The sequence below is a fragment of the Enterococcus mundtii genome, assembly GCF_013394305.1.
Classification (GTDB): Bacteria; Bacillota; Bacilli; order Lactobacillales; family Enterococcaceae; genus Enterococcus_B; species Enterococcus_B pernyi.
The window spans coordinates 758,558-782,704 of record NZ_AP019810.1; the positions used below are offsets into that span (position 1 = coordinate 758,558).

A 24,147-nucleotide genomic window follows, 5' to 3' on the forward strand; every position below is an offset into this window, starting at 1 on the left:
CCTAGCTTCTCAGAACCTCGCAGTAACTATGAATTTGTGGTAGACTACAATAGAAAAAGTCCATGAAATTCTAGGATAATTCACAAAGTAGAAAAGAGGATTCGATGATACTATTACAAGCCAATCAAATCGCTCGCCATTTTGGCGCTGAGATTTTATTTGAAAATATCCACTTAGAGATCCAAACGGGCGCACGTATCGCTTTAGTCGGACGTAACGGCGCCGGTAAATCGACATTATTAAAAATCATTGCTGGCATTGAAGCCCCAGATGTAGGTAATATCGCAAAAAATAAAACAGCTACCCTTGGTTATTTGGCCCAAGATACAGGATTAGATTCCACTGAAACCGTCTGGAATGAGATGCTAAAAGCATTTGAAGAAGTGCGCTTGATGGAACAGCGGATGCGTGACCTTGAAGTATTTATCAGTGAAGGCACTCCTGACACGCCGGCTTATCAAGCCTTCTTGAAAGAATATGATAAATTGCAGCATGATTTTTCTGATAAGAACGGCTATAGTTATGAAAATGAAATTCGCTCTGTATTGCATGGATTCAAATTTGATCCGTCGTTTTACGAGCAAAGAATCGATACGTTATCTGGTGGTCAAAAAACAAGATTAGCTTTAGCTAGGATGCTTTTACAACATCCAGATATCTTGATCCTGGATGAGCCAACCAACCACTTGGACATCGAAACACTTGCTTGGTTGGAAAACTATTTGCAAAGTTATACTGGCGCCCTTCTGATTGTCTCCCATGACCGTTATTTCTTGGATAAAGTGGCGACTGAGGTATATGAACTAAGTCGGAAAAAGATGCGTCACTATAAAGGAAATTATTCCAAATATTTAGATATGAAAGCTGAACAATTAGCTTCTGATTGGAAAGCCTATGAAAAACAACAAACAGAAATCAATAAACTCGAAGATTTTGTTGCCAGAAATCTTGTCCGTGCGTCAACGACAAAACGTGCCCAAAGTCGTCGAAAGGCATTAGAAAAAATGGAACGGTTAGACCGTCCACAAGGAGATGAGAAACAAGCTCATTTTCTCTTCAACGTGGCGAAACCTTCGGGAAATGTTGTGTTGCAAGTAGAAGATGCCGCTATTGGCTATGACGGCACCATCTTATCTGAACCAATCAACTTGGATATCCGTCGTCAAGAAGCAATCGCATTAGTGGGACCAAATGGAATCGGTAAATCCACTTTACTAAAATCGATCATCCAACAGCTGCCTTTCATCCGTGGAAAAGAAACACTTGGTACGAATGTCAGCATTGGTTATTACGATCAAGGACAAGCGGAACTGCACACTAATAAAACGATTCTAGCTGAATTGTGGGATGAACATCCAACCGTTCCAGAAAAAGATATCCGTTCGATTTTAGGCGCTTTTTTATTTTCTGGTGAAGACGTTGAAAAAACGATCCCCTTGTTAAGTGGTGGAGAGAAGGCACGTGTCGCGTTAGCTAAGCTAGCAATGAATCAAGAGAACTTTTTGATTTTAGATGAGCCAACCAACCACTTAGATATCGACAATAAAGAAGTGTTGGAAAATGCATTGATCGACTATGAAGGAACATTGCTCTTTGTCTCTCATGACCGCTACTTCATCAATCGTATCGCCACTAAAGTCATTGAACTCTCAGAAAACGGAAGCAAAGTCTACTTGGGGGACTATGATTATTATTTAGAAAAGAAAAAAGAAGAAGAAGAAATTGCAGAACTGTTAGCAGCTGAACAACCTGAGGTCAGCACGCCTTCAACAAACAAATCCACTTACTTCCAAAGCAAAGAGCAACAAAAGATCATGCGGAGCTTGCAACGTAAGATCACGCAAATCGAAGAAGATATGGCTCAACTAGAAGAAACAGTGGATGAACTCGAACAACAGATGGTTTCTCCTGCTGTATTAGATGATCATGTCAAATTGAATGAATTAAATCAAGCGCTTGATGAAGCACATCAACTACAAGAAGAAAAGTTGTCTGAATGGGAAAACTTGAGTCTTGAGTTAGAAGAAATCGAAAATAATCAATAGACTCGCTCCTGTCATCCTTTTTAAACAAAACCGCTGAAAGCTGGCTTTATATCCTGCTTTCAGCGGTTTTACTTTAGACTTGTTGATATAAATCGAAAACATGTTTCAATTCGACAGTTACTGGAGAATGGTCTGGATTTGTTTCCATCAGATCTTCCATGAACACCCACCACTTTTGATTGATTGCTGTTTCTGGTACATGGCGCCATTTTTCTTCATCTTCAATCTCTAGATACCCAAAAAGAGTATTTGTTTCTGGATCAAGAAAAATCGAATAAGAGCGCGCACCATGTTCAGCCAACATGTCACGCATCTCCGGCCACAATTCATGGTGTCTTTTGAGGTACTCTGCTTCGTATCCTGGGTACAACTTCATTTTTACTGCTTTTTTGATCATTTTTATTCCCCTTTCACTGATTGTTCGATCTGCTCGACCCTAGCAATTATCATTTGGTTCTTACTTCTTTATTTTCCAATTTAAAGCAAGCGTTTACAATAGCAAAAAATAAGGATAATGGTGGCAGATTCACAGGAATTCATCATAGGACAAAAAAGCGACCGCGGTGGGTGGCCGCGGTCTAGGAGTTTATTTTTACTTGAGGAGTAAAAATGAAAAAGTATAGGGTTGTTGGTTGGTATGTATATAGAATAGAAGAAAAGTTTGAAGAATTTTCACTATAATATTTGTCTTTTGTTAGGATAATTCATTAAGAAAAAGTAAAATGCCAAGTCCTTTAGTTACTTAGTAACAAGATAATCATTCCATAGGATAAACTTTACACCTTGTTTTCCCCTTATCTAAGGTAGTTAAAGTAATCGGTTCGTCTACTTCTTACTTTCTTGCTTGCTTTTGCTTGTTGCTTTAAGAAACTTATTTTTTTTCGATTTCTGAAATTAAGTTTTCTTAGTTGGTTCCGAATAAAGACGAATCTTCTTCTATTATTCATTGATTTTTGTTTCTTTTGATAAATGGTTACTTTCCTATTCGCGATGATAATAGCCTTCTTATTTTTTTGTCTGGCGCTATTCTTGCTCGCATCTAGCACTGATGATAACTGTTTTTTTTGACTCTGATCATCTTTTGATGACGCTGTTCCTAATTCTTGGGGCTCTTTGTTTTTTTCTAGGATGGTCATTTTTCTATTTTGAACCATCACCGTTTCAAATACACCCACTCGTCTAGCATCCTGTTCTTGTTTCAGACGATTATTTTTTTCTAATACGCTCTCTGATGACAGGTTAGTCAATGAATCTTCTTGAACATTCGTTGATGGAATAGCGGCTTCTTGCTTGTCCATGTCTTTCAAATATTCTTGGATCATCGGATCAAGCATAAAAAAGCTAGGTTTCGCTCGGTGGCTCACTTCTTCTCTTACCTCATCCTTCAGCAGTCGATTGTACTTTGGATTCTTTAAGCAGAACTGAAGGATTCCCTTTCGTATATCAACGGTTTCTTCTAATGACTGAACTAATCTCGTAAGCACACTAGCATCGACATTTGCATCGATTGTTCGATTTTTCTGTTGCTGAAATTGCTCAAGTTTTTCTTTATCGATACTTAACCATAAATGTATATAATCCGATAAATAGAAATTTTTATCGTAATACTTAGTTATTTGATTAGTCAACTCATTTTGTCCACTGTCTTTGCAGTTGATTGCAATTTTTTCTGCTTGTTGGAGGCGAATGATGGCAGCTTCCTTACTTGACCAAGCCCCGTCAGGTATCTGGTGTTTTAGAATTTTCTCTACTTCTTCTTTGACCGTTTTGTCAAACTCATTAAAAGAAGTTTGTTGATTTTCAATCGTCAAGGTTGGTTCCTGATTTTGACTAAAGATATTCCTGATACGTTGGCTGATTCCCATAATATTCCTCCTTGTTTCTGTTGATAAAATGAGTATACAGTTTGTAAATCGATTCGTTCGCCTTTCTTTTCTTATACATGCAAAAAAAAGACTTGACGTTTTTATTGAACTTAACCTCTTCAAAAACAAGGCGCCATCCACAAAAATTTGAAACACAAATTCCGTGGATGACGCCTTATTTTTCGAGGTTAAATACTTCTGTATCGGTCTCTTGTTTTTCTTTTAATTTGGCGTATCCATCATGAATTACCTCACGCTTTTTTGCTCAGCTATATACTTCTTGCCTCGTTCTTCTCGTATATCCATATATCGCCAAACTTAGAAAGAATAGAATATAAATGACCAAGATGAGTATTTCCCTACTGTTAGCTCCCCATGTTTGTCCGGATTGAAGGTTTTTGATAATCGTCAAGACCCAATATTGCGGAGTAATCATCGATACGTTCTGCATCAATTCTGGCATCACCTCATGGGGGATCAAAGCACCCGATAGTAAACTTGTGACGGTAATCAAAATACTTTGCAAAGCCGCTGCCACACTTGTACTTGGTGCAAGCACACCAATCGCGATCGACCAACCTACCGCTAATAAACTAAATAGACTTAGTAGGCCAATCAAATCAAAAGCGCTTAACCCTGGGTCGATGTTGAATAGACTTGTCATGACGATAACTGCTAACATTACTTGGATCAGCATAGCGAATGTCGCAAAAATCGTTGTCCCGATAAAATACGTACTTTTAGCTACCGAAGTCGTCATCAAACGCGTATAAATTTTATTTCGTCGTTCTTGTTGAATCGTCGTCGTTCCAAAATTACCTGCTTGGAAAAGAAACATCATCAACAAAAAGCCAACGATTTGCACTGACATTCGTTCGGTCGTTGTGCTTTGATCTACTTGCTTGATCTCGATTTCTGTCGATTCTTTCAAGCGTTCCAGCGATTCGTCCTCCCCTTCAGCTTCTGCTAACAGATGGATACTAGAAACTTCTGCCAATGCGCGTTGGGTCAATCGGTCGATATTCTCCAACAGCTCCCCTTTTTGGAATGTTCGGAGAGAGAGTTTCGTATTTTCAGAAACATTTTCTTGATAACCTTTAGGGATTGTGATGACTGCCACCGCCTGTTGTCGGGAAAGAACCTGATCGATTTCTTCTACTGAACCAATTTCCTGAACACTGACTCGTTTTTCCAAACTTTCAATAAGCAATTCACTATAGGATGAGCGGTCCTGATCAACTACCCCTATCGTCAGTAGATTCGTTTCTTGATCTCCATAAGCAAAAAGATAAAGGACGACACTCAAGAAAGGAATTCCTAAAAGAAACAAGATTTGCAATGGTCGATTTCTCCAAAGAACCAACCGTTCTCTAACGATCCAAAAGATATCTCTCATTAGAATACCTCCCTTTTATCTAAAATGACGACTGACGACATGAGTAAAACAAACATTAACCCAAAATTTCCATAGATACCTAACCATTGTAAGGAATTGTTGGTCCACAAACTTTCTCTTACAGATGCTAAAACCCAACCTAATGGTGACAATCCCATCATTGTTTCATTCGTTGGAAAATAGGCACCACCTAAAAATCCAGTGAGTTGAATAAATATCTGGGTAATGCCAGAACCAATTCTTTTTTCATCACGGTCTCCAATGGTTTCTAAAAATAAACCGAGTGCGAGAAAACTGCCCATAAGTGCGATTAAGTTTAGGTAAGAAAAGCCAAATCTTAAATACCATGGAACATCAAATAAAAATTGAGAGATGAGCATCAAGACCAACACTACCAACATGCCAAATATGAAGTGTCCAGAAAATGTCGAAAAAATGATTGTTTTACGGCTAAGTGGCGTGACTAATTCTCTTTGCACCGTTCCATGCTGTCGTGCTTCTCGAAACATGCTCAGACCAATTTCAGAAAAATATAAAACAAATAGACTAATCATAGCAATCGCATAGTATTGGTAGGAAGATGCGCTTTCTCGTTGATTTTCTTGATCGACGACAATCGCCTCTGTAAACTGCTCTGCTGAAACTAGGCCAGTAGTTGGTGGCAAGTGCTGTTCCATAATGAAACTTTGTCGTTTGATTTCCTGTACGATTTCTACTAGATAGCTTTGTAGGATTGTTTTTTCTACATTGGTCAATTCCCGACTCTGCACTTCGATGCGATCGGAAAAATGTAAGTAAGCATCAGCTTCTTGTTGTCTTATATTCGCTAATCCTTCCTTTTCATTTGTCACTTCTTCAAAATGAATAGCACCTTCTGCAAAAGAACTTACTTGTTGGAATATTTCACGAACTTCTTGATCGTCTACCTGATATTGTACCGTCAATGGCTCCATATCAGAGGTTATGTCATTATTGAATACACCTTGGAGGACGGCCCCTAGAATAAACATCAACGTGATCGGAAAAGCGAGATAATAAATGTAATTGGATTTTTCACGAAAATTTTTTATCAGGGTCCGGATAATTATTCTTTCATTCATACTCACTCCTCCTAATCACGTAGATTACGTCCAGTCAAACTAAGAAAAACTGTTTCTAAATCTGGAGCTTGTTGCAGTACATCGACTACGCTAACTTCTTGCTTGATCAGTATCATTAATATTTGATTCAACAATTTGCTCTCAAGCACCGTCACGATCTGTACTTGCTGTTTGTCGAGTGAAACATTGATGATCCCGTTAATATTATTGATTTCTTCTAAATCCAGTGCCTCTGGATTCTCCACAGTGATTTGCAGATTGATTTTATCCGTGACGAGATTCACCAATTCTTCTTCACTACCGATAGCAATCACTTGACCTTTATCAATAATGACGATTTCATCCGCCAAACGTGCGACTTCTTCCATATAGTGACTCGTATAGATGATCGTCGTACCGTTTTCTTTCATTTTTTCAATGGCATCTAAAATATAATTTCTAGATTGTGGATCGATCCCCACTGTCGGTTCATCCATGATCAGTAAAGCAGGTTGATGGGCAATCGCCATTGCAATATTCAATCGTCGTTGCATTCCTCCAGAAAAAGCACTCGGTCGCTCTTTTCTTCGTTCATACAAATCAACCGTTCTCAATGCCTTTTCTACATTCTTTTTTAGTTCTTCCCCTCTGAGTCCATATAGCCCACAAAAAAAGCGGACATTTTCTTCAGCAGACAAATCATAATAAATCGCTAACTCTTGCGGAACAACGCCTAATTTTCGCCTAAGTTCTCTTTTTCGCTCGCTCATCTCTTCTGAAAACAACTGAACCGTTCCAGATGTCTTATTCAATAAACCAGTAATCATATTGATAACGGTTGACTTTCCTGCTCCATTTGGACCTAGTAACCCTAAAATCGTTCCTTCTGGTACTTCAAATGACACACCATCCACAGCAATTTTCTGTCCAAATTTTTTTGTCAATTTTTGCACACTGAGTATATTCATTCAATCACTCCTTTTCTTTATTTTATAAAAAAAAGAGAAACTGTAATAGTACAGTTTCTCATGATTTACGAATTAGAAATCTCATGTTCTTCATCAAAAGGTAATATCGTGGTGATGTGAAAACCATCCGTTCCATCGATCAACAATTTGCCGCTCAATACGGCTGTTCGTTCTTCCATTCCTACGATCCCCAGACCTTTACGATAGTCTATTGCACTTTTTCCATTGTTCTTCGATTCAAATCGTAAAAATTTTTGATACACATGTAAACGCACCGTAACCGTTGAAGCTTCACTATATTTCAACGTATTCGTCAAAAACTCTTTCAAATTCGCCGCTAATACTTGCCAATGAAAACGACTGATTTTATCTAAGGAACCGCTATATTGGAAATCCACGATAATCTGGTGAGTCTCGGAGAAACGTTGGAGTTCAGCCTTTACTTTATTGATGTTCAAGGTTTCATTCTTTGGTCGCTCGTCATGTAACACGTTGCGCACTTCGTTGATCGACTTTCTTAAGCGACCAGCAGATTGACTCAATAATTGATGCGCTTGTTCCGGTTGTTCTCGATTGATGACCTTTGCCGCCTCTATTTGGATCAAGCAACTCGTTAAGTCGTGCCCAAGATGGTCATGGATTTCATGAATGATCCGTTGTCTTTCTACTAACGTTGCTTCTTTTTGCATCGCTTCAGCATTCAAAGTGCTTTGTGCAAAGAGTTTTGATAATTTGTTTCGTTCAATCCGTAAAAAATCGGAAGAAGTAGTTAACTCTTCTTGTTGTTTCATCATTTTTTCCGCAGACCAAACGATACTGATCATACCACTTACCCACAGTACAAAGAGAAAATAAAGTGAATCAGAGAGAAAAAAGCTGCCAACACTATAATTGATCAAGGCTACGACTAAAAGTAACCATGATTTTTGGAAGCAAAAATAACCTTGCAGCAAGGAAAGTGACAATAGAAAAATCGCTTGTTCGACAAAAATCAAACTCAATAGAACACTGATCAATTGCAAAGCAACAAACCAAGGCCGATGTTTCTGAAAACTTTCGCCTAAGAAAAAAAATGTCAACCATACCATACTTAAACTAATGACAAACATCAAAATGGTAGCGGATGTTTGATAGATCATCAACCCGATCAAACCAATGATCGATAGCAAGTTGATCGATAATTTGATTGTTTGCATCTACGTCATAACCTCACCTGTGAGAACATAGATCGCTAATTGCGTACGATGATCCAAGTTCAATTTTTTTAAAATCATTGAAAGATTGTTATGGACAGTTCCTTCACTTAAAAATAGTGTTTGCGCAATCACTTTATTTGTCATTCCTTTTGCGACGAGGTAGGCTATTTCTTGCTCTCGTTCCGTCAGTAAGGAGAGATCTGCTTCTTGATCATTCTTGTTACCTAATTGTTGCGTTGCCTTCACGAGGATTTCTTTCGAAAGGATCGTTTGTCCCTGTAACACACTCTTGATTGCTTGGATCACCGCTTCAGGAGGAGTTGTTTTCAGCAAGTAACCACTTGCACCGTTGCGTATCCCTTCCTCTATGTAACGATCTTCATCAAACGTAGTTAAAATGATGACAGGTATCTGATATTCTTCCGTAATCTGTTGCGTAGCAGTGACGCCATCCATTCCCGGCATTCGGACATCCATCAATACAAGATCGACTTGATTTTTTTCGCAAAAAGCAATAGCTGAACGCCCATCATGACAAATACCCACTACTTGAAAATCGTTTGTACTTTCTAAAATGATTTTTAAGCCGCTTGTAATCAGTGCACTATCATCTACTAATAAAATGTTTGTCATAGTGATTCTCCATTTTTTTATTTTGAGCAAGTAGGAGTAACAAGCAATCAAATCAAAAAGTGTTGGCTTCTACTTACAAAGTAGTCTTTGCATGTGTTATCTTTTTTTGATGAGTTCATTTCTTTTGCCTCTCGTACTTGATCTTTTCTTATAGTATACTCGAAAGAATCAGCAAATAGAAGTTTGAGCCCGTAGGCGACGATTGTCTGTCGAATGACTACTCACTGATCTTCCCTATTCTTTTTTAATCAACGAAAAAAAGATTGAGACAATCATGTTAGTTCTCAGAAATAGTCCAAAACCTAAAAATCCGAAAAACAAATTCTAGATTCATAGAAATATTTCTTGACACTATACACAATTAGCTCAATCTTTATGTCACCGCTTAATTATTTTTCTTACGCTTCAGCCAGCTAGATAAAGCTGTACCTACCGAGCCAAAACCAAGTAATGCGAATGTACTAGCTACTTCGCCAGTTTTCGGTAGATTGCTGTCTCTGCCATTATTTTTTGTTGATGCAACATTTGTCGCTACACTGCCACTACCACCATTTGGAGTCGTGCCGGTTTGATTGTTGCCTGACTGATTGTTTCCAGAAGGAGCGCTGATGTTATTCCCACCATTTCCAGTATTCCCAGTGCCTCCCGACTGTGCTGTAGTAAGCATAATGGGTTCAGACTCTTCCCCTGCTAAAAAGTTGTCGCTCTCATCTGAAATTGCAGTGATCCAATAGGTAGTGTTGGCACTTAATCCTACAAAAACCCCATCTACCGCTGCTACACCATCCGCATAAGCTACTACTCGTGCAAGCGGAGTGGCTTGTGGATCTGTGTCGTAAATCAGGTAGGTCACATCTTGCAGCAATTCTTCCGCATGGTCATGGTACCAGTGCTCGCCTGGTGTATTTGGGGTGTCATCATGGTGTAGAAGTGCAGTATCCGCAATCGTGATCACTTCATGGGTATTGTTTTGTTTTGCTAATTCCTCATCTATTCTCAGAAATGCACCGGCTGCTTTCGTGATTGCTTCGACATCAAAGAGATCTGTGACCAGATACTCATGATTCCCAATAGTCGGTAAGCCGGTAACCTCATAGTTGGAAAGGTTAACCGTGCCCCAATCAATGGTCCAGTTCGCTCCTTCGATCGTATTCGTTCCAGCAGCACTATTCGTATATTGGAAGCTTGCTTATTGCCAAATCACCTCATCTCCAGGTGCCACCCCAGTTAACGTCGGCATATCGAAATGATCAATTTCAGTCGTTCCATTGAATGAACGAGCAAAAACTGTCCCTTTTTCTAGAATGATCTCAGCCGGAGTCACTTCAATCATTGCTTTATTCCAATTCTGTCCAGGTTCTAATGTAGTGATACGACTGATTGGTGTAGCAGTCACTTCATAAATCCCAACACTAGAAATTTCCAAGATCAAATCCATACCATCGGCTGAAATGCTTACCCCATCCGCATTTGTCTCAAAAAGATAATCATCTGGATTTCCACCTCGTCCGAATAAAGAAAAGACATCAGTAAGTGGAATCTTTGTTTCTGCTCCACCATATGGCACTTGAAGCGTTTCTCCTAACGCATTGATCGGTAAAGTATCCATCTCGTTACCTAGTCCTAGCTTCGGATAATTTGTCGCAGTATCCCACACCCAAGTACTACCGAAATCCCAACCATTTGATTCATAAGTCGCTTGCGTGCGCAATTCAATGACATCTTTGATCACTTGACCACCAACTGGAACCCCGCCGTATAAAGCTTCAGAGTTATTATAGTAGTAATTATTGATATTCGTTCCACCTAAACCGAAATGATCGACATCGGATTCTCCAGTGACATCCCCCATCCCATAACTGTTTTTGATTGTTAAAGAGCCGGCATTACCGACAAAACCGCCAACAGCTTCAATGCCAGTTACATGTCCTGTACTATAGTTGCGTGCTACTTCAATCGCATATGGATGAACGGACCCGAACATTCGTTCTCCCAATAACATCGCCTGTCGCATAGGAATCGACTACTGTACTGTAGAAGTCGTGTCCACCAATCAAACCTCCCACGTTTTCACTTTCCGGGCTGTCAATGTTCCCAGTAGCATACGAGCGGCTGACTTTACCCCAGCTATTCAGACCAATTAGTCCTCCAGTATTGGTTGTATTCGCTGTGACATTTCCTGTGGCATAACTATCTACAACTGTATTTCCATTTACTCCGATCAGCCCCCCAACAGCTTGAGGATACATGTAAGGATTGGCATTAACTGTTATCGTTGCTGAAGAAGATGAGCGCGCAATCGTAGTACCTGCGACAGTATTCGCCATATAACCAACTAGTCCACCAATGTTATTCCCACTTGCTTCAATACTTCCACCAATAACAGTAGAATCAGTGACGGTCGTTGGTCCTTTAGATAGGTCATTGATTTGACCAATCAATCCCCCAACATTATTTCCGTAGAGCCCTCCCACAACCCGAGGATTTTCTAATGTGATCTCGGAAATCTTTGCACCGTCTGTCACACCGAAGAACCCACGATTATGCAGATCCCCAAGTTGTACCCCAGTATTCACTATCATATTACGGATCACTGTTCCAGGTTCAGCTGTAAAACTTCCAGTAAATTTTGTTGCTAAAGTTGTCCCATATCCAACAGGTATCCAATCTGAAGTGAGTGTAATATCATTCATCAATTGGTAATGCGCCGTGAGATCATTTCGCATTTCATTCAATTCAGCTTCAGTGGTGATTTGGAAGGGCGAGGTGAGAGAACCATCACCTGCTCCAGAAAAGTACGATTCAATGATCGTTTCGTTTTGCGCTTCCATTTCTTCCATCACTGTCTGTTGCACTTCAACCAGTTGATCGGTTGTCTCGAGTGTTACATGGTCGTCTTCTTCAGTTACCACCACATGACGATCATCCTCCAGAACCACGACTTCCTCGGAAGACACTTTTTCATTTATGATTTCATCATCAAAGCTTTCTTTTTCTTCGTCTATTGGCTCTTCTTCAATAACTGTATGTCTTACTGGATCAATATCTTCTAGAACGTTTGCAAAAGTCGGTACTGTTTGCGTTAACACCATTGAACTTAAAAATATATTTGCAATAAGTTTTTCTTGTTCAGTTTAATCATAAATATGTCCGCCCTTCGCTCTCTAACCATATTTTAATTTACATACAAATTATCTCATAAAAAATTTGATAAATGAACTTTTTTTACTATCTAATCAGCACCTATAATTAGAGAACTCTAATTATATTATAACTAAATGTTTTTTTATTTATGATATGAAAGTTCATGTTTACTTCATGAAACTTCTTGTTATTACTTTTTTACCAATAAGGAAACACAAGATATTAAAACATTGTTATGCAAAAAAAATCTTTTTTATTTTCCACTAAAATAAAAGTATGTCCCTCTCTGAATCGAGAGAACTTTCAATATCTTCTTAACGGCTTCCAGTTTAATTACTAATTTGTCGATCTCTTACTTCGTTTCATAGAATGATAATTATAATGTTTCCTAAAAATAGAAAAAACAACCGCCAACTTGCACATTGTAAATTTTACTCCTCATAAAATGATAAGTTTAATCATTGTTAATTCAGGCAATCAAAAGCGAAGGTGTCCGATAACCACCATGAATGATGATTCGATCAATCATAAAACAAATATTTTTTTTGTTATTTTATTTTGATAGTATTTTCGGATCTTTTAACTGACAAAAATAAGAAAAAAAGAAAAACAACCAGAAAATACACGGATGTATTTTCTGATTGCTTTCTTTTTCTTAGCAATTGATTTACGCAGATACAGATAAACAACTAACTATTTTTTAGATATTCAAAATATGAGCCCATTGAAAAGGACGTAATCGCTTAAATTGATAGTGTCATTTTTCTAACTCTAAGTAACTGACCTTTTTGTCTTGATATGAAACAATCCAAACAATGATAGCTTTCGGTATGTTTACCGTTGCTTTAGTTGGTTTGGGTGTTACGATGCTGAAAAATGACAAAGAGAAGTAACCGTCACTTTAGCGAGCCGATGGTTTACTTCTCTTTGAGTTAACTATTACACTTGCCACTAGTTTTTAGCGGTGCTGTCAAAAGGGAACTGTTGACGCAGTTCCTTTTTTCGTTTTTATTATAGCACAACTCCAGCTTCTTCTTCAATTCTGATTCCTGATTCAGTGTATTTTAAGTGAACATACAAATTTTTCAAAAAAACATCCGTGTTTATCTAAAGTTCAAGGACTCTATCTAGGGCGATATGCAATACTTTTTGGGACAGTAAAGTTGAATGACGGTGGCGACTTCAAAAAGGTGGTGGTGCTTATGGAGATAAGTACTGAAATCGAAGAAAGGAGAAGCCTTTTGTCTGTTGAAACAGCGTTAGGGCTAATGATCAGTTTCGGTTCATTTACCGCTACTTTGATCTTTGGCATCCTAGCCTTGACCAACAAAAATGACAAAAAGAAATAGCCGTCACTTTTTCCCGGAGACGACTATTTCCAACTTAGAATAAAATTCTGTCACCGGGTTTAGCGGTGCTGTCAAAAGGGAACTGTTGACGCAGTTCCTTTTTTCGTTTTTATTATAGCACAACTTCGGCTTCTTCTTCAATTCTGATTGATATATAAGAAGGATTTATGGAGACAACTAATTGGCTGGACCAATAGATTCCGACTTAAAAAATGATTACTCAAAATTTATGACAAGCTTTTTATCCAATCCTTGTGCTAGTTCGATCACTAACTCAATACTAGGATTCATTTCACCTGTTTCAACTCGTGAAATGGTTGATTGAGGTTTCCCAATTTTTTGCGCTAATTGTTTTTGTGTTAATCCAGCACTTTTCCTTAATTCTACTAGTTTTAACGCAACATCTAATTTATCTTCTTCAATTTCCATTAGATGCACAAATTCTTCACTTTTTTCCGCTCTTTTTTTTATATAATTTTGTACTTGACTCATCATATCCACCTCTCGTTCTTACTTAAAAAATTGTCTCGCAACTTTCTACCTTTTTCTAACTCTCGTCTGGAAAGCTTATTTGCTTTCTTTCGAAACCCATGAGTAATAAAATATTCATTCCCTTTTCTTTGAAAATATATCCCTCTTAAAGCATTACTACTTATACTTGCTCGCACTTCATGTAGATTGCTCTCCAGTTTTTTTACCCACTTTTGCCGCATGGCTGTATGTATATCTGTTTTTTCAATTTTATCAATGATTGATAAAATTTTTGCAGCCTCCTTGTCACTCAATGAATCAAGGAAACTTTCAAAATCATCGTCCCACTTAAATTTAGGATGATTCAACTTATTTCCTTGTAATCATATCATTATATAGCGAATTAGCTATATTTTTCTACTATTTGTTAAAAACTTTTTTCTTTAGGCAAATCAAAATTGCATGTTTATTTTTCCCTTCTTTTCATGGTTGATTTATCCTTTACACAATCAATTACGCTAATTAAAGACTATTATTTTAATCTATATTGCTATCCTTAAATCAAAACAAAAAAAAACGCCTAAAAAGGCGCTTTTGGTAGAAAATTGGAAAACTGAGCTTTTAGAAGTACGTAAACAAAGGCTTTTGACCCCCGAGTTTTCCCCATTTTTATCGAGTTTTAGCTCTATTTTCGATACATCTTAAACTCTAAGAATAAATCATTATAGATTCCTAAGTATTCTGAACCGAGATTTTCGTAAACTTCAAGATGCGAAATCGTTTCATCAGATGGATAAAATTGTTCATCTTCGGAGATTTCCTTTGGTAACAATGCTTTGGCTGCTTTATTTGGTGTAGAGTAGCCGATATATTCTGCATTTTGAGCAGCATTCTCCGGATCGAGCATGAAGTTGATAAAATCATAGGCGCCTTCTTGGTTTTTGGCTGTTTTTGGCATAACGATGTTATCAAACCAAAGATTTGAGCCTTCTGTTGGGATCACATAATGTAAATGTTCATTTTCATACATCATATCTGCTGCTTCACCTGAGAAAGTCACAGCTGCTGATGCCTCTTCGTTGATCATATACATTTTGATCTCATCTGCAACGATTGCTTTGACATTTGGCGTCATTTTATTCAATTTTTGTGCTGCTTCGTTCAGTTCGGTCATGTCTTTGCTGTTCAAAGAATACCCTAAACTATTCAAAGATAAGCCCATCACTTCTCTTGCTCCATCAATCAACATCAAGCTGTCTTTTAATTCTGGTTTCCAAAGGTCATCCCAATGCTTGATTTCTTCTTCGTCGAACACTTTATCGTTATACACGATACCCAGTGTTCCCCAGAAATAAGGAATCGAATATTTATTATCAGGATCGAAATCCAAATCCAAGAAGCGATCATCGATATTGTTCAGGCCTTTGATCTTACTATGATCTAAAGGCATGACAAGTTTTTCTTCAATCATTTTTTGGATCATGTATTCACTAGGAATAGCAATATCATAATTGGTTCCGCCCTGTTGGATCTTGGTAAACATGGCTTCATTCGAGTCAAATGTTTCGTAATTGACTTTATAACCGGATTCTTGTTCAAACTTCGTGATCAAACTAGGATCGATGTAGTCTCCCCAGTTATAAATGGTCACGATTTTCGCTCCACTCATTCCGCTCGCTTTTTCTAATTGTCTAACACTGACAAGCAATACACCAATGATCAAGATAATACCGATCAGCAAAGATTGTAATTTTTTCATCGTAAACGAGCCACCTCCTCACGGTTGCGGCGATTTTTTTTCAATCGTTTTGGTCGGTTTTCTTTACTGATAAAGTAGTAGCCGATCACTAACACCATCGAGAACAGGAAGACAAGTGCGCTCAACGCATTGATCTCTAAGCTGATTCCTTGTCGTGCTCTTGAATAGATCTCAACGGATAAAGTAGTAAAGCCGTTTCCTGTTACAAAGAAAGTGACCGCAAAATCATCTAAAGAGTATGTGAACGCCATGAAATAACCGGCAATGATTCCTGGAGATAAAAACGGTAAAATGATATTTTTTACGACTTGGAAATTATTCGCTCCTAAATCTCTCGCAGCATCCACCATCGAATCGTTCATTTCTTGCAATTTTGGTAAGACCATTAAAACAACGATAGGGATACTAAAAGCGATATGGGAAAGCAAGACACTCTGAAAGCCTAACCCAAAGCCGATTAGCGTAAAGAAAATCAAAAAACTCGCACCGATGATCACATCGGGAGAAACAAGTAAAATATTGTTCATGCTCAATAGCGCCGTTCGTGCTTGACGTTTTTTCGTGTAATAGATCCCCATCGCGCCAAATGTCCCGATGATCGTTGCAATCAAAGCCGATAAGAACGCCAGCATAAATGTATTCAATACGATGATGATCAGTCGTGTATCCTCAAATACCGCTTGATAATTCTCCCAAGTAAAGCCGGTAAAGCTGTTCATCGTTCCGCCTTCATTGAAGGAATAAAAAATCAAATAAAAAATCGGTAAATACAATAATAGAAAGACAACTGTTAGATAGAGATACGACCATTTGAATTTTTTTCTCATGAGCGACCTCCTTTTTTCTTCTCACCAGTTAGTAACATCACAACGAACATAGCGATGATCAAAATCACGCCGATCGTTGAACCCATGCCCCAATTTTGCGTCACTAAGAAATGCTGTTCGATCGCTGTACCTAGCGTGATCACTCGATTTCCACCAATCAAACGTGTCAACATAAAAAGTGATAGTGAAGGAATGAAAACTGCTTGTACCCCACTTTTCACGCCGTTCAATGACAAAGGAAAAATCACTCGGCGAAATGTTTCAAAATTACTTGCTCCTAGATCTTTACTAGCACTCAATAATGAAGGATTCATTTCTTCTAAAGCATTAAAAATCGGCATGATCATGAAAGGAATCTCGATATATGTCGCTACGAATAAGAAGCTAAAATCAGTAAATAAAATCTGTTGTGGGCCAATGCCGACAAACTCGAAAAAGTGGTTGACACTTCCATGGATACTGAAAATCCCGATAAAGGCATATGCCTTCAACAATAAATTGACCCATGTCGGTAAAATGATCAACATCAACCATAATTGCTTATGTTTCAATTTCGTTAAAAAATAAGCTGTTGGATAGCTAATCAACAATGTGAATAATGTAATCAAGAACGCATACCATACCGAATTGATCGTCATGGCGATGTAAGTTCCTGAAGTAAAGTACGCAGCATAATTGCTTAATGTAAACTGACCACTCATATCAAAAAAAGATTGATAGATGATCATCAAAACAGGCGCAATCACAAATAATCCAAGCCACAAAACATAAGGGATGGAATAGATCCTACGCATTGTTCTCATATTCTCTCCCCCTATTCTTCGTAGCTTTCCAAACGTGCATCGAAGTCTTCTTCTGACTCATTGAAACGCATAACGTGGATGTCTTCTGGTTCAAAGGCTAAGCCGACTTGACTCCCTTCGCGCGCTTTTTTCGTTGAGTGGACCATCCATTCATTTTGTTGCTCATCATAGCAAATGATCTCATAATGGACACCACGAAATAGCTGAGTGTCAACTGTCACGACTAATTTCCCTTTATCCGGTGTTGTGATCGTTAAATCCTCTGGACGAAGTACGACTTCAACTGGTTCATTGACGCGCATCCCACCATCGACACACTCAAATTGTTTGCCAACAAACTCAACCAAGTTATCTTCAATCATCACGCCATTGACGATATTGCTTTCACCAACAAAATCTGCCACAAAATGATTGATTGGTTCATCATAAATATCCACAGGAGTACCACTTTGGACGATTTTCCCTTTGTTCATCACAAAAATCTCATCACTCATTGCTAACGCTTCTTCTTGATCATGCGTCACAAAAATAAAGGTGATCCCTAAACGTTGTTGTAGTTCGCGCAACTCATATTGCATATCAGTACGTAACTTTAGATCCAAGGCTGATAACGGTTCATCCAATAACAAGACTTTCGGCTCATTGACGATAGCTCGCGCGATGGCCACCCGTTGGCGTTGTCCCCCTGACATCTCGCTGATCTCCCGCGTTTCATATCCAGGTAATTGCACCATACGTAATGCGTCTTTGACTTTTTTTTCGATTTCTGATTTAGGCATTTTTTTGATTTTCAATCCAAATGCAACATTATCAAATACATTCATATGAGGAAATAAGGCGTAATCTTGGAAAACCGTATTGACTTGGCGCTTATTTGCCGGTAGATCGTTTAGGCGCTTTCCTTCAAAATAAATATCTCCTTCGGTTGCTTCCGTAAATCCTGCAATGATTCGTAAAATCGTTGTTTTCCCACAACCAGAAGGCCCCAACAATGTATAAAATTTCCCTTGTTCGATCTCAAAACTAACATTCTTCAAAATTGTTTCATCATCATAGCTTTTTACGACCTGATCGAATGATATGATTGGTTTTCCCACTTTTTCTGCCCCCTATATTACAAGTATGATTCGGTTGCGACGATCAATACCTTAGTTTGTTTGTTTTGATGATTGCGTAATTGATGATGTGTCGTTGCCTGATAGTACATCGATTGACCTTTTTTTGCTACATACTCTCGCTCACCCAAGCTTAGCGCGATCTCCCCTTCTAAGACAAAGATAAATGTCTCTGAGAGTGAAGGTTCAAAGGTTTTATATTCACCAGCTGTATCGAATGTCAATAAAACTGGTTCCATTTCTTTTTCGTTGGAATCTGTCACTAACCATTCCAGTTCATACCCATTTTCCTCATCATAATAGACCGTTCGATCTTCTTTCGTATAAACGATTTGAAGGTTAGGTGTTTCTTGATGAAAAAAAGCTTCTGGGGTAACTCCTAATACTTCAAGGATTGAGAAAAATGTTTCCATCGATGGCGAACTTAAATCCCGCTCAAGTTGTGAGATATAGCCCTTTGATAAATCTGTCCGCTCCCCTAATTCTTCTTGTGTCAAGTTTTTTTGGATACGCAGATTTCGTAACTTCTCACCAATTTCCATTTGTCACTGTCCCCCTATGCGAAGTTTTCTAATAGTAAACTCCAAGTTTACTACCACCTGTATTAGTATACAAATTTCCGCTGAAAAAACAACCCTTTTGCTTGAATTTCCTTTGTACTTTTTCGGTTATCTCGACTTTTTTTTAGAAGAAATTAATCAGCAAACTACTAGAAAATGAAACGCTTTATGGTATGATTAAGGAAAATTTCGAAAGGAGTATCTTCTATCTAATGAATACATTCAAACAGTTTCAAGTAAACAACGAGCCTACTTTTCATACAAGCATCGTTGACAAAGAATTTCCTGAGCTGACTAATAATGAAGTTTGGGTAAAAATCGCTTACTCAGATGTCAATTATAAAGATGCGTTAGCTTGTAGTGAACATGGCCAAGTGATTCGTCATTATCCAATGACTCCCGGAATTGATTTTTCTGGTGTCGTCATGAAAAGCTTGGACAAACGATTTCAACCAGGAGATCAAGTTCTAGCAACCGGCTATGGGTTGGGTGTTAGTCAACCTGGTGGCTATAGCGATTACCAGAAAGTAACTGGAGATTGGCTCATCCCTCTTCCAGAAACGATGAACCTACGTCAGGCAATGGTTTTAGGCACCGCTGGTTTGACTGCTGCACTTTGCGTGAATGCTTTACTTACCCAAGGAATGAAAGCAGAGGACAAAGTGATCGTCACTGGTGCCTCTGGCGGAGTTGGTAGTGTGGCAATTGCCATGTTGCATAAAATGGGCTTTCAGCAAATCACCGCATTTTCTCGTAAAGAAGAAGCAAAGACTTGGCTACAGAAACTAGGGGCGACTCAAGTCGTTCATCCAGAAGCCTTTCTACCAGAAAAAAATAAACCGTTAGATAAACAACAAGTCGATTATGTGATCGATACTGTTGGGGGCGAACAGCTCACACGATTATTGCCTTTGATTGCTTATGATGGCGCAGCTGCTCTCTGTGGCAATGCGGGTGGCATCAAATTGACAACAACAGTGTTACCTTTTATTTTACGTAATATCCAGTTGATCGGTATCGATTCAGTCAATGTCCCACATGAGAAACGCTTGAATATCTGGCAACAACTAGCAGACCTATCTGTAACAGATCATTTAGTCGTCAATGAGATCACCTTAGATCAATTGGAAGAAACGACCCAAAAAATCCTTGATGGGACACACCAAGGAAGAACACTTGTCACTGTAGGTGAAACAATATGAAGGTATTGATCACAGCCGGTGGCACAAGCGAACGAATCGACCAAGTCCGCTCGATCACAAACCATTCGACTGGACGATTAGGTCAAGCCATCGCAGAAGTCTTTCTGGCTCACGAGACGGTGAGAATCGACTACGTGACGACACGTTCTGCTGTAAAGCCTACTGCTTCTGAGCATTTGAAGATCCATCTCATCGAATCTACTCAAGACTTATTGACTACATTAGAACGATTGATGCAAGAAAATACCTATGATGCCATTATCCATAGCATGGCAGTTAGTGATTTCACACCGGCTTTCAGTCTTTCTGAACAACAGTTTGCTGAGCGCTTGAGTAAAGAGGCATTGACCCCTGATTCACTGCCGGCATGGTTTGCAGAAACAGAACGAACCGCTAGTAAAGAAGCCAAGATTTCATCTGATACGGACTATCTCTTTTTGACATTGAAGAAAACACCAAAGATTATTCGTTCTTTACGCCAATGGCAACCAAATGCTGTCATCGTTGGTTTTAAATTATTAGTCGATGTCTCGAAAGAACACTTATTGGAAGTAGCTAAAAATAGCTTGATCACCAATCAAACCGACTATATTTTAGCAAATGACTTGACCCAAGTCAGTGAAACACAACATCATGGATACTTATTATCAAAAAATGGAGAGGTCATAGAAGCCGATACCAAGCAAGAGATTGCAAAATGTATCGTCACTGCGATTTTAAAATAAGGAGGAATTAACGATGAAAAAAATCCTATTAGGCGTATCGGGCAGTATCTCTGCTTATAAAAGTGCAGATATCACAAATCAACTAGTCAAACTCGGTTATCAAGTCGATGTCATCATGACAAAAAGTAGTACCAAATTTATTACACCTTTAACATTGCAATCCCTTTCAAAACGTGCTGTCCATACAGACGTTATGCAAGAAAACGATCCTTCAGTGATCAACCATATCGAGCTAGCCAAACAAGCAGACTTGTTTTTGATTGCACCAGCCACTGCAAATATTATCGGCAAGTTAGCGAATGGTCTAGCGGATGATCTCTTATCGACTGTTGCCATGGCACTTTTACCGGAAACACCAAAATTGATTGCACCGGCGATGAATACTAATATGTACCAACATCCGATCAATCAAAGAAATTTAATGACGCTAAAAGAAATCGGTTATCAAGAGATTGAACCTAGAGAATCCCTCTTAGCTTGTGGCGATTACGGAAAAGGTGCTTTAGCGGATAACCAAATCATTATCGACCAAGTCACACTTCTGCTGAATCAGAGGTCGGTCTAGTATTTAAGGAGTTATGATGAAAAATACCAAAAACTTTACTTTAACTGCTATGTTTTTAGCAATTATGATCTTACTCGCTGTCACGCCTCTCGGATTTATTCCGATTGGGCCGATCAACGCAACAACGATGCATATCCCTGTCATCGTCGCTTCAATTATTTTAGGTCCTCGGCTAGGTGCCTTTCTCGGTGGCACATTTGGTTTGATCAGTCTGATTCGCAGTACGTTCATACCAACACCGTTGTCTTTTGTTTTCTCACCGTTTATTCCGGTGATCGGCACAGATCAAGGAAGCTGGAAAGCCTTGATCATTGCCTTGATACCTAGAATCCTGATCGGTGTTGTTCCTTATTTCGTGTATAAAGGAATACAGCGATTGACAAAAAACAAAGTTAGTCCGCTCTCATTGTTTCTCGCAGGGATCGCTGGTTCTCTGACCAATACGATCTTAGTGATGAACTTGATCTATTTTCTATTCCAACAAGATTATGCACAGGTTCTTGGGACAAATATCAATGCAGTCTATTCAGCAGTTTTAGCGGTCATCTTTACTAGTGGCGTACCAGAAGCAATCGTCGCTGGTTTAGTCACAGCTGCGGTATCTACCGTTTTACTACGAATGATTCGTTAATGATCGGATTAAAAAACCAAAAAAGAGTGATGCGGTATGGTAGCTCTTTTTTGGTTTTTTTGTTGATAAGTGTTTAGTCCTGAATTTTTTATCTTTTGGTGTTACCATGATTGATACATATATGTAGCGAAAGGATGAAGAAAATGAATATTTTTGTAGTAGGAGCAAACGGACAAATTGGGCGTCATTTGATCCAAAAACTCGGAACAACCGAACATCAAGTTTACGCGGGTGTGCGAGATGTTGCCAACCAAGCGATTTATGATGAAGAAAATATCGCTTATGTTCCCTTTGATTTAACTTGGTCTTCAGAAAAAATGGCGGAAGCCTTTCAAGAGATTGAACTCGTCATCTTTGCTGCTGGTTCTCAAGGACAAAATCTTTTACAAGTTGATTTAGACGGCGCAATCAAAACAATGATTGCAGCAGAGCAAGCAAATATCTCTCGTTATTTGATGATCAGTGCAGCTTTTGCGGATAACCGTGAGAAATGGCCTGAGTCAATGACTGATTATTATATTACCAAATATTATGCAGACGAATGGTTGAAAAATCAGACATCATTAGATTATGTCATACTACAACCTGTAGCTTTGACGAACGACGAGGAGGTCACTTCGATCCAATTGACCAAACCAGACGAAAAACCAGCTCAATCGATTACAAGAAAAACGGTAGCAGAAGTTTTAGCAGCGTTAGTGGATCAACCAAACATTTCAAAAACAACTGTTGTTCTATCTGAAGGATCGGATACAGTATCGGATGCCATCAAACAACTTGTTGAGGAGGCTTAATCATGCGTGGAATCTCTATGAAACATCCCGGTTCAGCAGACGTTTTGACTGAAGTGGATGTCCCTAGACCTATTCCAAAAGCTGGGGAGTTATTGTTAAAAGTCCACACCGCTGCGGTCAATCGTACGGATATCATGCGTCGCGAAAATACTGCACTTCAAGCGCCTTACCCGATCTTAGGTGTAGAGGTTGCTGGTGAAGTCATTGAAAACGCAAGTGACCGTTCTGAGTTTTCAACTGGAACGAGAGTCTATGGTCTAGTGAATTTAGGTGGCTATGCAGAATATGCCGTAATCCCAGCAGATCGAGCAATCCTCTTGCCCGATTCCCTTGACTACGTATCAGCCGCTGGTATCGCTGAAGTTTTCTTGACTGCCTATCAAACCTTGTATTGGTTAGGAAAACTCCAAAAAAATGAGACTGTCTTGATCCATGCTGGTGCAAGTGGCGTTGGTACTGCAGCGATCCAATTAGCCAAACAATATTCGCAAGCACGCATCATCGTTACCGCAGGTTCAGCTGAAAAGTTAGCCTTTTGCCAAGAATTAGGCGCAGATGAAGTAATCAACTATAAAACGCAAGATTTCGCGGAGGAAGTAAAAAAGATAACTGATGGGCATGGCGTTGATGTCATCTTAGATTTCATCGGTGCTTCTTATTGGGAAAAAAATCTGGCATCGATTGCTGTAGATGGTCGCTGGGTCTTGATTGGCACACTAGGAGGCACAACAGTCGAGTCTCTTGATTTAAGCGTTTTGCTGCAAAAAAGAATCCAATTGATTGGTACGCTATTGACACCAAGAAGTGATGAATACAAAGCAAAACTGACTCAAGAGTTTATGAAAAACATCGATCCTTATTTTGAAACCGGAGCGATCCGTCCAATCATTGATCGAACCTTTACATTATCAGAAGCAAAAGAAGCCCATGAATATATGGAAGCCAACAAAAACGTTGGAAAAATCATTTTGACAGTCAGTGAAACTTAAAAAGAGAAACCTAGGGCATGCGCCTTAGGTT

At 38.9% G+C, this 24,147-nt stretch carries 25 protein-coding genes and 1 pseudogene; 9 read left to right on the plus strand and 17 right to left on the minus strand.

Going from position 1 to position 24,147, the window contains the following annotated elements:
• The first annotated feature begins 104 nt into the window (after positions 1–104).
• Positions 105–2,045 (plus strand): ABC-F family ATP-binding cassette domain-containing protein, encoded by a 1,941-nt coding sequence (locus HZ311_RS03595; protein WP_010734797.1) that lies wholly within the window; start codon positions 105–107, stop codon positions 2,043–2,045.
• A 73-nt stretch (positions 2,046–2,118) separates the two neighbouring features.
• On the opposite strand, the gene rhaM is transcribed toward HZ311_RS03595, so the two are convergent.
• From rhaM to HZ311_RS03645, 10 genes are all read right to left on the minus strand, one after another.
• Positions 2,119–2,442 carry an L-rhamnose mutarotase gene (gene rhaM, locus HZ311_RS03600; protein WP_010734796.1) on the minus strand — a complete coding sequence of 108 codons (324 nt, stop codon included), beginning with the start codon at positions 2,440–2,442 and terminating at the stop codon, positions 2,119–2,121.
• A gap of 397 nt (positions 2,443–2,839) precedes the next feature.
• Entirely contained in the window at positions 2,840–3,910 is a 1,071-nt protein-coding gene (locus HZ311_RS03605) for a hypothetical protein (RefSeq protein ID WP_010734795.1), read from the minus strand.
• 265 nt (positions 3,911–4,175) lie between these two features.
• Positions 4,176–5,306, minus strand: a complete 1,131-nt coding sequence (locus tag HZ311_RS03610) for an ABC transporter permease (RefSeq protein WP_023520086.1) — start codon at positions 5,304–5,306, stop codon at positions 4,176–4,178.
• The gene (locus HZ311_RS03615; RefSeq protein WP_137072647.1) at positions 5,306–6,406 is read right to left on the minus strand and encodes an ABC transporter permease; all 1,101 of its coding nucleotides are present in this window, start codon (positions 6,404–6,406) and stop codon (positions 5,306–5,308) included. The genes HZ311_RS03610 and HZ311_RS03615 overlap by 1 nt, the downstream gene beginning before the upstream one ends.
• A gap of 11 nt (positions 6,407–6,417) precedes the next feature.
• Complete coding sequence (locus HZ311_RS03620) at positions 6,418–7,353, minus strand: ABC transporter ATP-binding protein (RefSeq protein WP_023520088.1); 936 nt, start codon at positions 7,351–7,353, stop codon at positions 6,418–6,420.
• A 65-nt stretch (positions 7,354–7,418) separates the two neighbouring features.
• Positions 7,419–8,549 (minus strand): sensor histidine kinase, encoded by a 1,131-nt coding sequence (locus HZ311_RS03625; RefSeq protein WP_023520089.1) that lies wholly within the window; start codon positions 8,547–8,549, stop codon positions 7,419–7,421.
• Complete coding sequence (locus tag HZ311_RS03630; protein ID WP_010734789.1) at positions 8,550–9,182, minus strand: response regulator transcription factor; 633 nt, start codon at positions 9,180–9,182, stop codon at positions 8,550–8,552. It abuts the gene before it with no gap.
• A 385-nt stretch (positions 9,183–9,567) separates the two neighbouring features.
• On the minus strand, positions 9,568–10,137 hold the full coding sequence (locus HZ311_RS03635) for an LPXTG cell wall anchor domain-containing protein (protein ID WP_023520091.1): 570 nt from the start codon (positions 10,135–10,137) through the stop codon (positions 9,568–9,570).
• Positions 10,138–10,371: 234 nt separating this feature from the next.
• Positions 10,372–11,166: a hypothetical protein gene (locus HZ311_RS03640; RefSeq protein WP_023520092.1), complete on the minus strand. Its 795-nt coding sequence runs from the start codon at positions 11,164–11,166 to the stop codon at positions 10,372–10,374.
• Positions 11,135–12,271, minus strand: coding sequence for a GLUG motif-containing protein (locus HZ311_RS03645; protein WP_158411068.1), 1,137 nt, complete (start codon positions 12,269–12,271; stop codon positions 11,135–11,137). The genes HZ311_RS03640 and HZ311_RS03645 overlap by 32 nt, the downstream gene beginning before the upstream one ends.
• Before the next feature lie 852 nt (positions 12,272–13,123).
• Here HZ311_RS03645 and HZ311_RS03650 point away from each other — a divergent pair.
• Together HZ311_RS03650 and HZ311_RS03655 are read left to right on the plus strand one after the other, a co-directional pair.
• Positions 13,124–13,219 (plus strand): annotated as a pseudogene (locus HZ311_RS03650) (putative holin-like toxin); the annotation flags it as partial.
• A 309-nt stretch (positions 13,220–13,528) separates the two neighbouring features.
• A complete protein-coding gene (locus HZ311_RS03655) occupies positions 13,529–13,675 on the plus strand; it encodes a putative holin-like toxin (protein WP_010734785.1) in 147 nt (48 codons plus the stop codon).
• Positions 13,676–13,891: 216 nt separating this feature from the next.
• Here the strand turns inward: HZ311_RS03655 and HZ311_RS03660 are convergent, their stop codons facing one another.
• From HZ311_RS03660 to HZ311_RS03690, 7 genes are all read right to left on the minus strand, one after another.
• The gene (locus HZ311_RS03660) at positions 13,892–14,167 is read right to left on the minus strand and encodes a helix-turn-helix domain-containing protein (RefSeq protein WP_023520094.1); all 276 of its coding nucleotides are present in this window, start codon (positions 14,165–14,167) and stop codon (positions 13,892–13,894) included.
• Entirely contained in the window at positions 14,167–14,514 is a 348-nt protein-coding gene (locus HZ311_RS03665; protein ID WP_023520095.1) for a type II toxin-antitoxin system RelE/ParE family toxin, read from the minus strand. The genes HZ311_RS03660 and HZ311_RS03665 overlap by 1 nt, the downstream gene beginning before the upstream one ends.
• A 317-nt stretch (positions 14,515–14,831) precedes the next feature.
• Positions 14,832–15,905, minus strand: a complete 1,074-nt coding sequence (locus tag HZ311_RS03670) for an ABC transporter substrate-binding protein (protein ID WP_023520096.1) — start codon at positions 15,903–15,905, stop codon at positions 14,832–14,834.
• On the minus strand, positions 15,902–16,732 hold the full coding sequence (locus tag HZ311_RS03675) for an ABC transporter permease (protein ID WP_019723762.1): 831 nt from the start codon (positions 16,730–16,732) through the stop codon (positions 15,902–15,904). Before HZ311_RS03675 ends, HZ311_RS03670 begins: the two co-directional genes overlap by 4 nt.
• Positions 16,729–17,535, minus strand: a complete 807-nt coding sequence (locus tag HZ311_RS03680) for an ABC transporter permease (protein WP_019723761.1) — start codon at positions 17,533–17,535, stop codon at positions 16,729–16,731. The genes HZ311_RS03675 and HZ311_RS03680 overlap by 4 nt, the downstream gene beginning before the upstream one ends.
• A gap of 11 nt (positions 17,536–17,546) precedes the next feature.
• On the minus strand, positions 17,547–18,632 hold the full coding sequence (locus tag HZ311_RS03685; RefSeq protein ID WP_010734779.1) for an ABC transporter ATP-binding protein: 1,086 nt from the start codon (positions 18,630–18,632) through the stop codon (positions 17,547–17,549).
• 17 nt (positions 18,633–18,649) lie between these two features.
• On the minus strand, positions 18,650–19,192 hold the full coding sequence (locus tag HZ311_RS03690) for a helix-turn-helix domain-containing protein (protein WP_019723760.1): 543 nt from the start codon (positions 19,190–19,192) through the stop codon (positions 18,650–18,652).
• A 230-nt stretch (positions 19,193–19,422) separates the two neighbouring features.
• Here HZ311_RS03690 and HZ311_RS03695 point away from each other — a divergent pair, with 230 nt between their 5' ends.
• The 6 genes from HZ311_RS03695 to HZ311_RS03720 all read left to right on the plus strand — a co-directional run bounded on the left by HZ311_RS03695 (position 19,423) and on the right by HZ311_RS03720 (position 24,116).
• Entirely contained in the window at positions 19,423–20,412 is a 990-nt protein-coding gene (locus HZ311_RS03695) for an acrylyl-CoA reductase family protein (RefSeq protein ID WP_137072686.1), read from the plus strand.
• Positions 20,409–21,137: a phosphopantothenate--cysteine ligase gene (locus HZ311_RS03700; RefSeq protein WP_137072688.1), complete on the plus strand. Its 729-nt coding sequence runs from the start codon at positions 20,409–20,411 to the stop codon at positions 21,135–21,137. The genes HZ311_RS03695 and HZ311_RS03700 overlap by 4 nt, the downstream gene beginning before the upstream one ends.
• Positions 21,138–21,150: 13 nt before the next feature.
• Positions 21,151–21,702: a phosphopantothenoylcysteine decarboxylase gene (coaC, locus tag HZ311_RS03705; protein ID WP_010734775.1), complete on the plus strand. Its 552-nt coding sequence runs from the start codon at positions 21,151–21,153 to the stop codon at positions 21,700–21,702.
• A gap of 16 nt (positions 21,703–21,718) precedes the next feature.
• The gene (locus tag HZ311_RS03710) at positions 21,719–22,333 is read left to right on the plus strand and encodes an ECF transporter S component (protein WP_010734774.1); all 615 of its coding nucleotides are present in this window, start codon (positions 21,719–21,721) and stop codon (positions 22,331–22,333) included.
• A gap of 143 nt (positions 22,334–22,476) precedes the next feature.
• Entirely contained in the window at positions 22,477–23,127 is a 651-nt protein-coding gene (locus HZ311_RS03715; RefSeq protein ID WP_023520099.1) for an NAD(P)H-binding protein, read from the plus strand.
• Positions 23,128–23,129: 2 nt separating this feature from the next.
• Complete coding sequence (locus tag HZ311_RS03720) at positions 23,130–24,116, plus strand: NAD(P)H-quinone oxidoreductase (protein WP_023520100.1); 987 nt, start codon at positions 23,130–23,132, stop codon at positions 24,114–24,116.
• The last annotated feature ends 31 nt before the right edge of the window (positions 24,117–24,147 follow it).